14 protein-coding genes are annotated in these 14,806 nt (G+C 60.6%); 6 read left to right on the top strand and 8 right to left on the bottom strand.

Translation table 11 applies throughout. The annotated features are described in order from the left end of the window. Positions 1 to 188 precede the first annotated feature (188 nt). From ACTJKS_RS04130 to aspA, 4 genes are all read right to left on the bottom strand, one after another. A complete protein-coding gene (locus tag ACTJKS_RS04130) occupies positions 189 to 1,181 on the bottom strand; it encodes an AraC family transcriptional regulator (protein ID WP_262949074.1) in 993 nt (330 codons plus the stop codon). A gap of 199 nt (positions 1,182 to 1,380) precedes the next feature. Further along, a complete protein-coding gene (locus tag ACTJKS_RS04125) occupies positions 1,381 to 2,385 on the bottom strand; it encodes an asparaginase (protein WP_086792487.1) in 1,005 nt (334 codons plus the stop codon). Positions 2,386 to 2,551: 166 nt separating this feature from the next. Next, positions 2,552 to 3,997, bottom strand: coding sequence for an alanine/glycine:cation symporter family protein (locus ACTJKS_RS04120; RefSeq protein WP_108184240.1), 1,446 nt, complete (start codon positions 3,995 to 3,997; stop codon positions 2,552 to 2,554). A gap of 485 nt (positions 3,998 to 4,482) precedes the next feature. After that, positions 4,483 to 5,907 (bottom strand): aspartate ammonia-lyase, encoded by a 1,425-nt coding sequence (aspA, locus tag ACTJKS_RS04115; RefSeq protein WP_003229645.1) that lies wholly within the window; start codon positions 5,905 to 5,907, stop codon positions 4,483 to 4,485. Positions 5,908 to 6,087: 180 nt separating this feature from the next. Between aspA and ACTJKS_RS04110 the strand changes: the two genes are divergently transcribed. The 5 genes from ACTJKS_RS04110 to ACTJKS_RS04090 all read left to right on the top strand — a co-directional run bounded on the left by ACTJKS_RS04110 (position 6,088) and on the right by ACTJKS_RS04090 (position 9,891). Next, positions 6,088 to 6,996, top strand: a complete 909-nt coding sequence (locus ACTJKS_RS04110) for a LysR substrate-binding domain-containing protein (protein WP_041071648.1) — start codon at positions 6,088 to 6,090, stop codon at positions 6,994 to 6,996. A gap of 308 nt (positions 6,997 to 7,304) precedes the next feature. Next, positions 7,305 to 7,796, top strand: coding sequence for a 5-(carboxyamino)imidazole ribonucleotide mutase (gene purE, locus ACTJKS_RS04105; RefSeq protein WP_003229641.1), 492 nt, complete (start codon positions 7,305 to 7,307; stop codon positions 7,794 to 7,796). Between the two features lie 10 nt (positions 7,797 to 7,806). Continuing rightward, positions 7,807 to 8,889: a 5-(carboxyamino)imidazole ribonucleotide synthase gene (locus tag ACTJKS_RS04100; protein ID WP_086792485.1), complete on the top strand. Its 1,083-nt coding sequence runs from the start codon at positions 7,807 to 7,809 to the stop codon at positions 8,887 to 8,889. Positions 8,890 to 9,006: 117 nt separating this feature from the next. Beyond that, complete coding sequence (locus ACTJKS_RS04095) at positions 9,007 to 9,252, top strand: GlsB/YeaQ/YmgE family stress response membrane protein (protein WP_003229635.1); 246 nt, start codon at positions 9,007 to 9,009, stop codon at positions 9,250 to 9,252. A 102-nt stretch (positions 9,253 to 9,354) separates the two neighbouring features. Further along, positions 9,355 to 9,891 carry a DUF3299 domain-containing protein gene (locus ACTJKS_RS04090; protein ID WP_007962278.1) on the top strand — a complete coding sequence of 179 codons (537 nt, stop codon included), beginning with the start codon at positions 9,355 to 9,357 and terminating at the stop codon, positions 9,889 to 9,891. 126 nt (positions 9,892 to 10,017) lie between these two features. Here ACTJKS_RS04090 and ACTJKS_RS04085 read toward each other — a convergent pair whose 3' ends face one another. Continuing rightward, positions 10,018 to 10,917, bottom strand: coding sequence for a D-hexose-6-phosphate mutarotase (locus ACTJKS_RS04085; protein WP_108184238.1), 900 nt, complete (start codon positions 10,915 to 10,917; stop codon positions 10,018 to 10,020). A 58-nt stretch (positions 10,918 to 10,975) separates the two neighbouring features. Continuing rightward, complete coding sequence (locus ACTJKS_RS04080; protein ID WP_003229628.1) at positions 10,976 to 11,380, bottom strand: acyl-CoA thioesterase; 405 nt, start codon at positions 11,378 to 11,380, stop codon at positions 10,976 to 10,978. A gap of 376 nt (positions 11,381 to 11,756) precedes the next feature. Here ACTJKS_RS04080 and ACTJKS_RS04075 point away from each other — a divergent pair, with 376 nt between their 5' ends. Further along, entirely contained in the window at positions 11,757 to 13,055 is a 1,299-nt protein-coding gene (locus tag ACTJKS_RS04075) for an MFS transporter (RefSeq protein ID WP_108184237.1), read from the top strand. Positions 13,056 to 13,072: 17 nt separating this feature from the next. On the opposite strand, the gene ACTJKS_RS04070 is transcribed toward ACTJKS_RS04075, so the two are convergent. Both ACTJKS_RS04070 and ACTJKS_RS04065 read right to left on the bottom strand, forming a co-directional pair. Next, the gene (locus tag ACTJKS_RS04070) at positions 13,073 to 13,564 is read right to left on the bottom strand and encodes a DUF3368 domain-containing protein (RefSeq protein WP_108184236.1); all 492 of its coding nucleotides are present in this window, start codon (positions 13,562 to 13,564) and stop codon (positions 13,073 to 13,075) included. Next, a complete protein-coding gene (locus ACTJKS_RS04065; RefSeq protein WP_108184235.1) occupies positions 13,561 to 14,619 on the bottom strand; it encodes a helix-turn-helix domain-containing protein in 1,059 nt (352 codons plus the stop codon). Before ACTJKS_RS04065 ends, ACTJKS_RS04070 begins: the two co-directional genes overlap by 4 nt. Positions 14,620 to 14,806 lie beyond the last annotated feature (187 nt).

Genomic DNA, 14,806 nt, shown 5'->3' with positions numbered 1-14,806 from the left:
ATTCGGTTGCCCCCAGTGTTGCGGTGCGCGGCGAATCGGAGAACGGCAGGAAAGGCCAAAAGGGGATCGATATGGCCAAAAACGCTGACCGAAATTCGCCCCTTGTCAGCAGATCAAAAGATCGCAGCCTTCGGCCGCTCCTACACAGATCGGCGTAGGAGCTGCCGAAGGCTGCGATCTTTTGATCTTCAGGGTCGGAACTGGCTCGGCGCAACCCCGCTCCAGCGCACGAACGCATGGCGGAAACTCGCGGTTTCGCTGAAACCCAGGGTCTCGGCAATGCGGTAGATCGGCAACTGATCCTCAAAGAGCATCTGTTTGGCGCGCTCGAAACGCAGTTCGTCGAGCAGCTCTTGATAACTGCTGCCCATGTCCTTGAGGTGGCGGCGCAAGGTGCGCGGCGAGCATTTCATCTGCTGGGCCAGTCCCTCCAGCCCCGGTGCTGCATTGAGCTGGGCACTGAGCAACTGGCGAATCCGCCCCAGCCACGCCTGACGTCCGGTGAACTCGATGTTTTGTTTGCGGCAGCGGTCGGCCATGGCCTGGTGAGTGATGCTGTCGGCCAATGGCAACGGTTGATCGAGCCAGCGCCGGTCGAAGGCAAAGGCGTTGTCCTTGGCGGCGAAGTGCAGCGGGCTGGCGAAGTGCTCGGCATAACTGTCGCGATAATCCGGCGCGACATGTTCAAAGCGTGTCGCCAGCAACGGCAGCGGATGCCCGAGCAGGTCGTCGCAGATGACCTTCAGCGACACCAGGCAGAATTCCGCGTTGAACACTGCCATCTCCGGGCTCTCGCGGTAATCGGCAGCGACGAACCAGACGCGCTCGCCATCGTCTTCCAGGCTTAGTTCGAAAAGTGTTCCCAACAGCGCCGGATAGCGAATCGCCAGGCGCAAAGCGTCACCGAAGGTGGCACAGGTCAGCAGCGCGTAACCGAGGATGCCGTAGCAGGAAACATGCATCCGCCGTCCCAGTTCCAGGCCAATGTCATGCTTGAGCGCAACGGCGTTGGCGCAGACCTGCATCTCCTGATTGGTGGTGATGCGCGTGTCGGCGCGGTTCAGATCCGCCGCACTGATGCCGCTGCCGGCCAGCAGCGCTTCGCTCGACAGGCCTTCGGTCTTGAAGGTGTTGAGCACCAGTGAGACGGCGTTGAGCGTGGTGAGGTGGGAGTGGAGCATAAGATCTTCCAGCCTTGGGGGTGCTGGAAACGGCAGCAAGTTATATGCCGGGTGAAGATCAAACGGTATGAGGGCTGTTGTGGCGAGGGAGCTTGCTNTGGGGCGCGTAGCGGCCCCAAAACACTGCGACTGCTGCGCAGTCGAGCGGGAGCAAGCTCCCTCGCCACAGGGGCTCACTCCTGCAAGGGTTCGGGTGGTGTCAGATCAGTTCGCCACACAGGTCGAGTTCGATCAGACGCCGCACTTCGGCGTTGTCCAGACCCGCACCGAGCAAGCCGTGCAACTTGCCGAACGCCGCCTCGCGGGTCATGCCGCCGCCGGATAGCACGCCCACGCCGCGCAAACGGCTGCCGGCTTCATACACATCCAGCTCGACCCCGCCTTCATGGCACTGCGTGACCGCAACCACCACCACACCGTTGTCCCGTGCGCGGCCGAGGCTGGCAAGGAACTCGGGATTGTCGCTCGGTCCGGTGCCGCTGCCGTAGCACTCCAGCACCAGACCTTTGATACCGCTGGCCAGCAGGCCATCAACCACCTCGGCGCCGATGCCGGGAAACAGTGGCAGCACAGCAACCTTGGCCAGTTGTTTCGGCTGGTTGTAGTTCAGTGCGGCTGGAATCGACGGCGCTTTCACCCCGCCGCCCTGACGCTCCAGGCGCTTGAACGGATGCCGACCGAAGCTGCGCACTTTCGCGCAACGGGTCGGCGCCAGCAGCTCGCCATGGAAATACAGGTGCACGCCCGGCGCCAGACCCTGACCCAGAGCAACCATCGCGCCACCGAGGTTTTCCCAGGCATCGCTGTCGGTGACGCCGGCCGGCAGCATCGAGCCGGTGAAACACACCCGGGCATGCAGGCCGAGCAACTGGAAACTCATCGCCGCAGCGCTGTAGGCCAGGGTGTCGGTGCCATGCAGGATCAGTACGCTGTCGCAGCCTTGCACGTCCACCGCATCGACCACCGCTTCGCGCAGTTGCTGCCAGTAGGCCGGGGTCATGTTGGCGCTGTCGATCAGCGGCGACATTTCCCGGAAGCGCCACTGCGGCACCACCAGTTCGGGCTGGCTGTGCAGGTAGTCGCGCATGCGGGCTTCGAAACCGGACGCCGGGGCCAGGCCGTTGGCGCTGGCCTGCATGCCAATGGTGCCACCGGTGTAGAGCACCATGACGTGTTGGGCGGCGGGATAAGTCGAAGGGTTCATAGGATTCTCCGAAACGATGAGTTCCTGTGGGAGCGGGCTTGCTCGCGAATGCGGTGGGTCAGATACCAGAATGTCGACTGATCCGCCGCTTTCGCGAGCAGGCTCGCTCCCACAGTTTTACGAACTGTAACTGACGGGCGCAGGGGATGCGCCCGTCATTCACCTGTCAGCGTTGCGCTGCAGGGATGCCTTGCGGCTCGACTGCGGTCTTGCCGACGGCTGGCGCCTCGGTCGGCCAGGCCTTCAAGTCCAAATCCAGATCGGCAAATTTGCTGGAATCGAACACCGGCTGCTTGATGCCGGCGCGGCGCTGCTCGTCGTAGTCGCGCATGACACGCATGCCGACCTTGAACAGCATGGCCAGGGCCATCAGGTTGACGAAGGCCAGGCACGTCATGGTGATGTCAGCGAAGGCGAATACGGTCGAGAGGTCTTGCATCGAACCCCATACCACCAGCGCCAGGACCAGACCGCGGAAAACCATCAGCAACGCGCGGTTGCGGCTGAGGAACTGCAGGCTGTTTTCGCCCAGGTAGTAGTTGTAGAGGATGCAGGTGAAGACGAACAGCGACAGCGCGACGCTGACGAAGATGCGTCCCCAGTCACCGACCACGGCGGCCAGCGAGTTCTGGGTGAGAACGATGCCGTCACCTTCGAAGCCCGGGGTGTAGAAGCCCGACAGCAGGATCAGCAGCGCGGTGCAGGTGCAGATCACGAAGGTGTCGAGGAACACGCTGAAGGCCTGAACCACGCCCTGAGCGCCCGGGTGTTTCACCGAGGCCACGGCGGCGACGTTCGGCGCACTGCCCAGGCCCGCTTCGTTGGCGAACACGCCACGCTTCACGCCCATGACGATGGCGCTGCCGAGCAGGCCACCGAAGGCCGGGTCGAGACCGAAGGCGCTCTTGAAGATGGTTTCCAGCATCGCTGGCACGTGTTCGATCTGGGTGCCGATCACGTACAGGGTCACGCCGATATAGGCCAGAGTCTTGACCGGTACCAGCAGGTCGGACACGGCAGCGATACGCTTGATGCCGCCGATGAAGGTGATGGCCAGCAGTACCGCCAGGACGATCCCGGTGTGGCGTGGGTCGAAGGCAAAGGCGTTTTGCAGCGAGTGGGTCACGGTGTAGGACTGCAGGCCGATGAAGGCGAAGCCGTAGGTGACCAGCAGCAGGATCGAGAACACCACCGCCATGCCTTTGAGTTTCAGGCCGTGCTGGATGTAGTAGGCCGGGCCGCCACGGTACAGACCGTCACCATCGGCGCGCTTGTAGACCTGGGCCAGGGTGCATTCGAAGAAGCTGCTGGACATGCCGACCAGTGCGGTCACCCACATCCAGAACACCGCACCCGGACCACCGAGGGTCACGGCGATGCCGACACCGGCGATGTTGCCTGCACCGACGCGGCCAGCAAGGCTGAGCATCAGGGCCTGGAACGAGCTGAGTTGCCCGCCGCTGCTTTTGAGGCTGTCGCGGAATACCGCGAACATGTGGAAGAAGTGGCGCAATTGAACGAAACGCGAGCGAATCGTGAAGTAGCTACCGAGCCCGACAATGAGCACGATCAGTACTTTCCCTGAGAGGAAGTCGTTGATGACTTCGAGCATGGATTTTTCCTCGCTGTTTTTTGTGTAAGCAAATGCTGGATGTTCAGAAACATCGCGTTACACCGGTTTGCGCGCGGCACGACAGGTGAGGCGAAGGTTTCGTCCCGGATCCATTTCGCGGGTTTGTTATTAGTTCGGGTTTCGCATGGGTTATGGCCTCGTTACCGACGACCGCTCACGCGAAGAGGGGCGGCACTATACCGATCAGTGCGGCGCCCGTCTGCACGCTCGTGGTGCAAGCGACGAAACGAGGGTGCTGCAAGATCAAAAGATCGCAGCCTTCGGCAGCTCCTACAGGTACACGTCGTTCATGTAGGAGCTGCCGAAGGCTGCGATCTTGGCGGTATCAAATACATAAAACATTTAACGTCCTGCCCGCAAAGAAGTTAAAAAAAAGGGCTTGGGGACAAATCCCCAAGCCCTCAAAAGGTGAGAGGTGTCTAGTCCCTCGACCTGGTGAGCGATGCTACAAATAACGCGTCGGCTCAGGCTTTGAGCGGAACCAGACGCGGGGCAATCATGTTTTCCGGGCGCAGGATGTCGGCGAGCATGGCTTCGTCGAGCAGACCTTCTTCGCGCACCAGTTCCAGCACGCCACGGCCGCTTTCAAGGGCGATACGGGCGATGCGGGTGGCGTTTTTGTAGCCGATGTACGGGTTCAGCGCGGTGACCAGACCGATCGAGTGCTCGACCAGTTCGCGGCAGCGGGCTTCGTTGGCGGTGATGCCGACGATGCAGTGCTCGCGCAGCATGTCCATGGCGCGTTGCAGCAGACGGATCGAGTCGAGGATCTTGAACGCGATCAGCGGCTCCATCACGTTCAGCTGCAGTTGGCCGCCTTCGGCTGCCATGGTCAGCGCCAAGTCGTTACCGATGACCTGGAACGCCACCTGGTTAACGGCTTCCGGGATTACCGGGTTGACCTTGCCGGGCATGATCGAGCTGCCTGGCTGACGCGCCGGCAGGTTTATCTCGTTGATGCCGGTGCGTGGGCCGCTGGACAGCAGGCGCAGGTCGTTGCAGATCTTCGACAGCTTGACCGCGGTGCGCTTGAGCATGCCGGAGAACAGCACGAAGGCGCCCATGTCGGAAGTGGCTTCGATCAGGTCGGCGGCGGGCACCAGCGGTTGACCGCTGATCAGCGCCAGACGCTGAACGGCCAGCGCCTGATAGCGCGGGTCGGCGTTGATGCCGGTGCCGATCGCGGTACCGCCCAGGTTCACTTCGGTCAGCAGTTCCGGGGCCAGCGTCTTCAGACGGGCCAGGTCTTCGCCCATGGTGGTGGCGAACGCACGGAACTCTTGACCCAGGGTCATCGGCACGGCGTCTTGCAGTTGAGTACGACCCATCTTCAGCACGTGGTTGAATTCTTCACCTTTGGCGGCGAAGGCCTGAATCAGGCTGTCGAGGCTGGCCAGCAGCGCGTCGTGACCCAGCAGCAGACCCAGACGGATCGCGGTCGGATAGGCGTCGTTGGTCGACTGCGCCATGTTCACGTCGTCGTTCGGGTGCAGGTACTGGTACTCGCCTTTCTGGTGACCCATTGCTTCGAGCGCAATGTTGGCGATCACTTCGTTGGCGTTCATATTGGTGGACGTACCGGCGCCACCTTGAATCATGTCGACCACGAATTCTTCGTGGAAATCACCGCGGATCAATCGGGCACAGGCTTCGCTGATGGCAGCGTGCTTGGCTTCGCTCAGGTGACCCAACTCACGGTTGGCGTCAGCGGCGGCCTGTTTGACCATCGCCAGACCCACAACCAGTTTCGGGTAATGCGAAATCGGAACGCCGGAGAGACGGAAGTTGTTCACCGCTCGCAGGGTCTGGATGCCGTAATACGCTTGAGCCGGTACTTCGAGGGCGCCAAGCAGGTCGTTTTCTGTGCGGAAAGATGCAGCGGAGGACATGATAGAAATCATCTCGATATGGACCCGGTCTATGCCGGAACGCTGCGAATGCTAGGCTTACGGGATTTTTTGGGCCAATGCTGTTAAACACTGGCCTATGCACATTCGGCATAATGCCCGTGTGACGCCGCCTGCGCGGCAGACGTGTGACCTGTTTTGGTGCGTTCCCGGGAGGGCGTGATGAATCTGGAAAGCAAATGGCTCGAGGACTTCAGTGCCCTGGCCGCCACCCGCAGCTTCTCGCAGGCGGCCGAACGGCGTTTCGTGACCCAGCCGGCGTTCAGTCGGCGGATTCGCAGCCTCGAAGCGGCGCTGGGCCTGACGCTGGTCAACCGCTCGCGCACGCCGATCGAATTGACGGCGGCCGGGCAACTGTTTCTGGTGACCGCGCGCACCGTGGTCGAACAGCTCGGTGAAGTGCTGCGTCATCTGCATCACCTCGAAGGCGGGCAGGGCGAAGTGATGCAGGTCGCCGCCGCGCACTCTTTGGCGCTGGGCTTCTTCCCGCGCTGGATTGCGCAACTGCGTAACGAAGGGCTGAATATCGCCACGCGATTGGTGGCAACCAACGTCGGCGACGCGGTGCACGCGCTGCGCGAAGGCGGCTGCGACCTGATGCTGGCGTTCTACGACCCGGACGCAGCGATGCAGATGGACCCGGAAATCTTCCCGTCGTTGCACCTGGGCCAGACCGAGATGCTGCCGGTGTGTGCGGCGGATGCCGAAGGCAAGCCGCTGTTCGATCTGGAAGGCGACGTCAGCGTGCCGTTGCTGGCGTACAGCGCCGGGGCGTTTCTCGGGCGCTCGGTGAATGGTTTGCTGCGTCAACGTCAGCTGCGCTTTACCACGATCTATGAAACCGCCATGGCCGACAGCCTGAAAAGCATGGCCCTGGAAGGCCTCGGCATCGCCTGGGTACCGCAACTGAGCGTGCGCGCCGAGCTGGCCCGCGGCGAACTGGTGGTCTGCGGCGGCCCGCAATGGCATGTACCGCTGGAAATTCGCCTGTACCGCTGCGCACTGGTGCGCAAGGCCAACGTGCGGTTGCTCTGGCGCAAACTTGAGGGCGGCGCTGCACAGGCTTCTTGAGTGGTGGGTCTGTGGGAAAAGATCGCAGCCTTCGGCAGCTCCTACAGGTTGAAATGCCTTGCCCTGTAGGAGCTGCCGAAGGCTGCGATCTTTTGATCTTTTCTGCTGACCTTCAAGTCAATAAAACCGGGCCTTTCGCTGATTTGACAGATGGTCGTTTCGGGGGCTGTTTATTGGCTTCTTTGCGGTATACTGCGCGGCCTTCGGCCGGTACGTCCGGCCATTTTTCGTACAATCAAGCCACGCAATCCTGCGTGGCTTGTTGTTTTTGACGCGCCTGCGGGCGCCCAGAGAGAAGAGGCGCGACGATGAGTGCACTGGTTGGCGTGATCATGGGCTCCAAGTCCGATTGGTCCACCCTTAGCCACACCGCCGATATGCTGGAAAAGCTCGGCATCCCGTACGAGGTCAAGGTGGTTTCCGCCCACCGCACCCCGGATCTGCTGTTCCAGTACGCCGAAGAGGCTGAGGGCCGTGGCATCGAGGTGATCATCGCCGGTGCCGGTGGCGCAGCCCACCTGCCAGGCATGTGTGCGGCCAAGACCCACCTGCCGGTGCTGGGCGTTCCGGTGCAGTCGTCGATGCTCTCGGGCGTCGATTCGCTGCTGTCGATCGTGCAGATGCCAGCGGGCATCCCGGTTGCCACCCTGGCCATCGGCAAGGCCGGCGCGATCAACGCCGCGCTGCTGTCGGCGAGCATCCTCGGCGCCAAGCATCCACAATTCCACGCGGTACTGAAAACCTTCCGTGCCGAGCAGACAGACAGCGTCCTGGACAATCCAGACCCACGTATTGCCTGAGGTTGTTGAGATGAAGATCGGTGTAATCGGTGGCGGCCAGTTGGGCCGCATGTTGGCGCTGGCGGGCACTCCGCTGGGCATGAACTTCGCTTTCCTCGACCCTGCGCCGGATGCTTGTGCCGCCGCGCTGGGCGAACACCTGCGGGCCGATTACGGCGATCAGGATCACCTGCGCCAACTGGCTGACGAAGTCGACCTGGTGACCTTCGAGTTCGAAAGCGTCCCGGCGGAGACCGTGGCGTTTCTCTCGCAATTCGTCCCGGTCTATCCGAGTGCCGAAGCCCTGCGCATCGCTCGCGACCGCTGGTTCGAGAAGAGCATGTTCAAGGACCTGGGCATTCCGACCCCGGCCTTCGCCGACATTCAATCGCAAGCCGACCTGGACGCCGCCGTGGCTTCGATCGGTCTGCCGGCCGTGCTGAAAACCCGCACCCTGGGGTACGACGGCAAGGGTCAGAAAGTCCTGCGCAAGCCTGAAGACGTGATCGGTACCTTCGCCGAGCTGGGCAGCGTGGCCTGCCTGCTGGAAGGCTTCGTGCCGTTCACCGGTGAGGTTTCGCTGATCGCCGTGCGTGCCCGCGATGGTGAAACCCGCTTCTACCCGCTGGTGCACAACACCCACGACAGTGGCATCCTCAAGCTATCGGTGGCGAGCACCAATCACCCGCTGCAGGCTTTAGCCGAAGACTACTCCAGCCGTGTGCTCAAGCAGCTGGATTACGTCGGCGTGATGGCGTTCGAATTCTTTGAAGTCGACGGTGGCCTCAAGGCCAACGAAATCGCCCCGCGCGTGCACAACTCCGGGCACTGGACCACCGAAGGCGCCGAGTGCAGCCAGTTCGAAAACCATCTGCGCGCCGTAGCCGGCCTGCCGCTGGGCTCGACGGCCAAGGTCGGCGAGAGCGCCATGCTCAACTTCATCGGCGTGGTTCCGCCGGTTGAGAAAGTCATCGCCATCGAAGACTGCCATCTGCATCACTACGGCAAAGCCTTCAAGGCCGGGCGCAAGGTTGGTCACGCCAACCTGCGCTGCGCCGACATGGCGACGCTGCAGGCGCAGATCGTCAAGGTCGAAGCGCTGATCGCCGAGTAACGACAGTTTCATCTGGCAGCGGCGGAACCATTCAGGGCTCGCCGTTCTCTCATGGCAGGATGCCAAAGTCTGACTAGGCTTTGGCATATCTACTATTGAGTGTCAGAGGGAAATGCCATGGGAATTATCGGAACCATCTTTATCGGCTTGATCGTCGGCCTGCTGGCACGCTTCCTCAAACCGGGCGATGACAGCATGGGCTGGATCATGACCATCCTGCTCGGTATCGGCGGTTCGCTGGCGGCCACTTACGGCGGCCAGGCCCTGGGTATCTATCAGGCAGGTCAAGGCGCGGGCTTCATCGGTGCGCTGGTCGGCGCGATCGTGCTGCTGGTGATCTACGGCCTGATTAAAAAGAACTGATCCAAGCGACCAAGTCCTCTCTGCCAACGCGGCAGGGAGGGCTAGAATGCTCGGCGATTCGACGTCCTTCCTTTATCCGAGCATTTTTTACCGAGCACCTCCATGCGCCGTCTTTTGTTGACTCTCCTTTTGCTGGGCAGCGGTCTGGCCCACGCCGGCGAACTGCCGGAAACCGACTGGCTGGAACTGATGCCCAAGTCGGACCAGAAAGCCCTCGAGGCCATGCCCGAAATCGACCACAACTCCCCGGAAGCCACCGGCACCTTCACCGAGAAGGGCGGGATGAAGCAGGCCAAGGGTTTGCCGGCGGTGATGTATTCGACCAAGACCGTGGCGTCGATGAACGACAAGCACATCCGCATCGGTGGCTACCCGGTGCCGCTGGAATCCGATGCGAAGGGTCGCAGCACGCTGTTCTTCCTGGTGCCATACCCGGGCGCGTGCATCCACGTACCGCCACCGCCGCCGAATCAACTGGTGCTGGTGCGTTATCCCAAGGGCTTGAAGCTGGATGACATCTACACGCCGCTGTGGGTGACCGGCACGCTGAAGATCGAGAAGGTCAGCAATGACCTGGCTGACGCGGCGTATGCGCTGGACGCGGACAAGGTGCGGGTGGTGCAGGAGTCCGATCTGTAATCGTCACCCCAAAACAACTGTGGGAGCGAGCCTGCTCGCGAAAGCGGTGTATCAGGCACTTGAAGAGTGGCTGACATAACGCATTCGCGAGCAGGCTCGCTCCCACATTTTGTTTTGCGGTACTGGTTAAAGCGGTTTACTACCGACGCTGACACCCATCGTATGGCTCGCACCCGACGCCAGATTCACCACATCATTCATCACATTCGCCGTCTCGATGCACAGCATGCGCTGCCAGCCGTCGTTGTCCATGTCGCTGAACGCGGCGGCGCGGTCGATCCACGGGTTCCAGATCACTGCGGTGCGTGAGCCGCTTGCGGTCAGTACGATGCGCCGCTCCCAGGCCGGGTCGACGATGCTCAGTTGCGGCGGAGCCTCGAGGTAGATGCGGTCGGTTTCCCCGGCGAAGCGCAGTGCGCCTTGCTGGTGGTGGGTGTTCCAGTTGTCCAGGGTCTCGATGTACTCCAGACCGTCCACACCGTCGACGTGCACGTTGCGCACATCGCTGACTGCGAAATAAGTGTGCAGCGCCTGGCTGATGCTGACGGTTTCGACACCCCGGTTATGGCTGGTCAGGCTGATGTGCAACTGATCATTCAGATGCAGGGTCAGGGTCAGATCGACCTGATACGGCCAGCCCGGCAGGCCACCTTCGGGGTAGGGCAGCTTGAATTCGACCTTGACGCCGTCAGCCTCTGATTCGATGCCGCCCAGCTCCCAATCCATCGCTCGCACCAGACCGTGTGCGGGTGCCGGTTGCTCACCGGTGTACAAGGCCTGCACGTGCTGCGGGTTGCGTTCGAACTTGCCGAACCACGGCCAGCACACCGGCACACCGGCGCGGATGCTCTTGCCGGTCTTGAACACCGCCTTGTCGTTGAGCCAGATGATCGGCGGCTGGCCGTCGATTTGATAACTGAGGATGTGCGCGCCTTGCTGGGCCACCAGCACTTCGGCCTGACCGTGGCGGATGCGCCAGCAGTTCAGTTCATCCAGTTTCACGGCTTCAACGCTGGGCGTGTTCATGGGACAGCTCTCGATCAGACACTTGGGACGACTATCGACCGCAAAACCGCGGCGAGGTTTAACGTGCGCGCGGCGGCACCGAGCGGGTGCGACCGCTGCCGTCGATGGCGACGAAGACGAACACCGCCTCGGTCACTTTACGCCACTCGCTGGACAGCGGATCGTCGCTCCACACTTCGACCATCATCTGGATCGAGCTGCGGCCGATTTCCAGGGTCTGGGTATAAAAGGACAATTGCGCACCGACCGCGACCGGCACCAGAAAGGCCATGCGGTCGATGGCCACGGTCGCCACACGGCCACCGGCAACGCGGCTGGCCATCGCGGTCCCCGCCAGGTCCATCTGCGCCACCAGCCAGCCGCCGAAAATATCGCCAAAGCCGTTGGTCTCGCGAGGGAGTGCGGTGATTTGCAAGGCCAGGTCGCCTTGCGGGATCGGATCTTCTTGTTCGAGCTCTATCATGCCGGGGGTGCCTCTGACCCGTGACTCTTCGTTGGTATTGCTGGTGGTAGCCGTCTTCAGGAAAAACGATTCAGCACCGAACATACTGCGTTCGTCACGTTTTCCGTAGGCGTCTAAAGGGAAACTCTGCGAAAGCGGCTGGATCCACGCACCAGGGCGACCAACGACGTTTTCGCACAGCAACCCCCTACAAACCGGAGCAAGGTTGCGAGTATATCGGTCGGTAGACTCCACGACGACCATCGGGTTCTGATTTTGACCGTCAAATACGCGCCTCTATGTGCTTTTTCGAACAATTTGCTATGGTGCCGAACCTGCCCAAGCCACAGCCAGCGTTGTTGTGGCGGTAGATCCGCCTATAAGAGAAGCCCTTGCCATGACCACAGCGCCTTCGAGCCTCGCGCAGCCCGAGCAACCTGCACGCCCCCTGACCCGCAATGATTACAAGACTCTGTCGCTATCGGCCTTGGGCGGTGCGCTGGAGTTTTACGATTTCATCATCTTCGTGTTCTTCGCCACCGTGGTCGGCAAGCTGTTCTTCCCGGCCGACATGCCCGAGTGGCTGCGCCTGATGCAGACCTTCGGCATTTTCGCCGCCGGTTACCTCGCGCGGCCGCTGGGCGGCATCGTCATGGCGCACTTCGGCGACCTGCTGGGGCGCAAGAAAATGTTCACCCTGAGCATTTTCATGATGGCCGTGCCGACCCTGATCATGGGTCTGCTGCCGACCTACGCACAGATCGGCCTGTGGGCGCCGATTCTGTTGCTGCTGATGCGAGTGATCCAAGGCGCGGCGATTGGCGGGGAAGTGCCGGGGGCGTGGGTCTTCGTTTCCGAACACGTGCCGCAAAGGCACATCGGCTACGCCTGCGGGACACTGACCAGCGGTTTGACCGCCGGCATCTTGCTCGGCTCGCTGGTCGCCACGGCAATCAACAGCATCTACACGCCAGTGGAGGTGTCCGACTACGCCTGGCGGATTCCATTCCTGCTCGGCGGCGTGTTCGGCCTGTTCTCGGTGTACCTGCGCCGCTGGCTGCACGAAACCCCGGTGTTCGCCGAATTGCAACTGCGCAAGGCGCTGGCCGAAGAAGTACCGCTGCGTGCGGTGCTGCGTGACCATCGCGGGGCGATTGCGATCTCGATGCTGCTGACCTGGCTGCTGTCCGCCGGGATCGTCGTGGTGATCCTGATGACCCCGACCGTGCTGCAGACGGTCTATCACTTCTCGCCAACGGTGGCGCTGCAATCGAACAGTCTGGCGATCGTGTTCCTCAGCGTCGGCTGCATCATCTCCGGTGCCCTGGCCGACCGTTTCGGCGCCGGCCGGGTGTTTGTCTTCGGTAGCCTGGGCCTGCTGATCAGCTCCTGGACTTTCTACCACAGCCTCGCCGACCACCCGAACTGGCTGTTCCCGCTGTATGCCCTGACCGGTCTGCTGGTCGGCACTATCGGTGCGGTGCCCTACGTGATGGTCAAGGCGTTCCCGCCGGTGGTGCGCTTCAGCGGGCTGTCGTTCTCGTACAACGTGGCGTACGCGATCTTCGGTGGCCTGACGCCGATGGTGGTCAGCCTGCTGCTTAAAGAGAGTGCGATGGGCCCGGCCTACTATGTGGCGGTGCTGTGCGCGATGGGGATTCTGGTGGGGGCGTGGCTTTGGAAGAAGGGGCGCTGATCCAAAGATTCAGCTATCTAGGGCTCTCGCCAGCGTGAGAGCCTTGTTTCACACTCGCTAGCCGGGAGTCGAGCTCCATGCTCAAGCATGTGGGCCAAGGCTTCTGCTGCATGCAGTCTTTCGATGACGTGATGTTCAACCATCAAATCCAGTAACCAAAGAGCTCCGTGTACTTGGAGTCCGTCTCGCTGTGCCTGGCGCCTCAGCTTGCCATCTCCGGTGAGTAAAGGGCGACGTGTTTGCTGTGCCAGCAGGTAACAAGACACATCGGCCAGCGAACTGTTGTTGTGTTCGATTCGTAAACCATATAACCGCATGACACTGGCGTCATCGAGTGATTCGACTATCAGACCTTGATCAAGCAATTCGTCATGTGGGAAGTCTTCAAGTTCATGCATTACGAAGTCAGTACAACACAATGTGAAAGGCAATCTAAACATCTGCTCCAGTAATCCGGCATTTCTGAAATCGATCCAGATATTCGTATCACTGATGTAGATAAGGCTCATGCACTCTCCAGTGAGCCCAGGAAACTTGGGTCCAGGGCTTTTACTGGCTTGCGCAAGAGTTCGGCAGCCCGGGATTTGGTAATCAGCCCTTCTGCCAGTGCCCAAAATGCTAACGACTCAAACCTTTGCGGCGGTTTGCACGGCATCGGCTCAGGTTCCGACTTTCGCCAGCCTTTGGCACTGAATTGAATAGTGAGGGATTTATAACCACCTTCGCTGAGTAGCTTCAGATCCTTCAGTCGTCTCAGGGCGGCATGCATCGATATTCCGTATTGCCGCTTTGCAATCAGTAGTTCTTGTGGATGAACCCTGGTGCGAGGATGGCTGCCGAAATCGCCAGTAACGCTTTTGGCTGGATACAGAAACGCCCCTGCGAAACGATGGCAGCAATTTTCTTTATCCTTTTCAGACATCTCCTCTGGCAATGCCATCACCCAATGACCGAGCTCATGGGCGGCAGTAAACCTGATTCGTTCGCCTGGGCGATCAGCATTCAACGCAATTAGGACATGCTTCCCGTCGCCAGTTGTAGCACAAGCACCATCGAAATCGTCTGGGCCATTGAGCATTGCAATCTTGATGCTGTGCTCTTCCAGCTGTTCGGTGAGGTTGGCAATGGGGTCAGTGCCAATTCCCCAGAATTGGCGAAGCTCCTCAGCCGCTAGCTCGGCTTCATCAATAGAGGAGACTGCAATCATTTGTGCGGGAGTGACAGGGGTGTTGATGTCTGCGGGATCGAAACATTCCTCTAGGGCGATGTAGCGCTCGAGGTGCTCTCGAATTTTTTCTTCTACTTGGGCCTGGCGATATTTGGGCATCTTGGCCAGCTTACGAAATTCCAGAGGTGCCAAAGGTATCGCTTCTGAGCGGAAAAAGTACTCAGGATTGACCTGCAGTGCTTTAGCTAGTTGCAGCAGGCGAGTGGAGTTCGGGGTGCTCAACCCCTTCTCATATTTGCTCAAAGCTTGTTTGGTTATGTCGCCGAGCTGGATGGCCAGAGCATCAAGGGTTAGCCCTCGTTGCAGGCGTGCGCGACGAATTCGGTCGTTTATCATGGTGCCCTCTCGTGGTTGACAAGACTATCTTTTGATAGTGATTTGTCAACCTTGGAAGAGTTCCATTTTTTTGTGCCGCGCCCATGCTGGCCTTTCATCCAATTGTCATATTTCAGCCATAGAGTGTTCACACGGCCTGCTGATACTTGGCCCCGACTTAACACACCCTATCTGCTAGGAGTAAGGC

This window comes from Pseudomonas sp. 22189, assembly GCF_052045635.1.
Classification (GTDB): domain Bacteria; phylum Pseudomonadota; class Gammaproteobacteria; order Pseudomonadales; family Pseudomonadaceae; genus Aquipseudomonas; species Aquipseudomonas parakoreensis.
The sequence above is the reverse complement of the archived record's forward strand: the minus strand, read 5'-3'. Positions and strand labels throughout refer to the sequence as shown.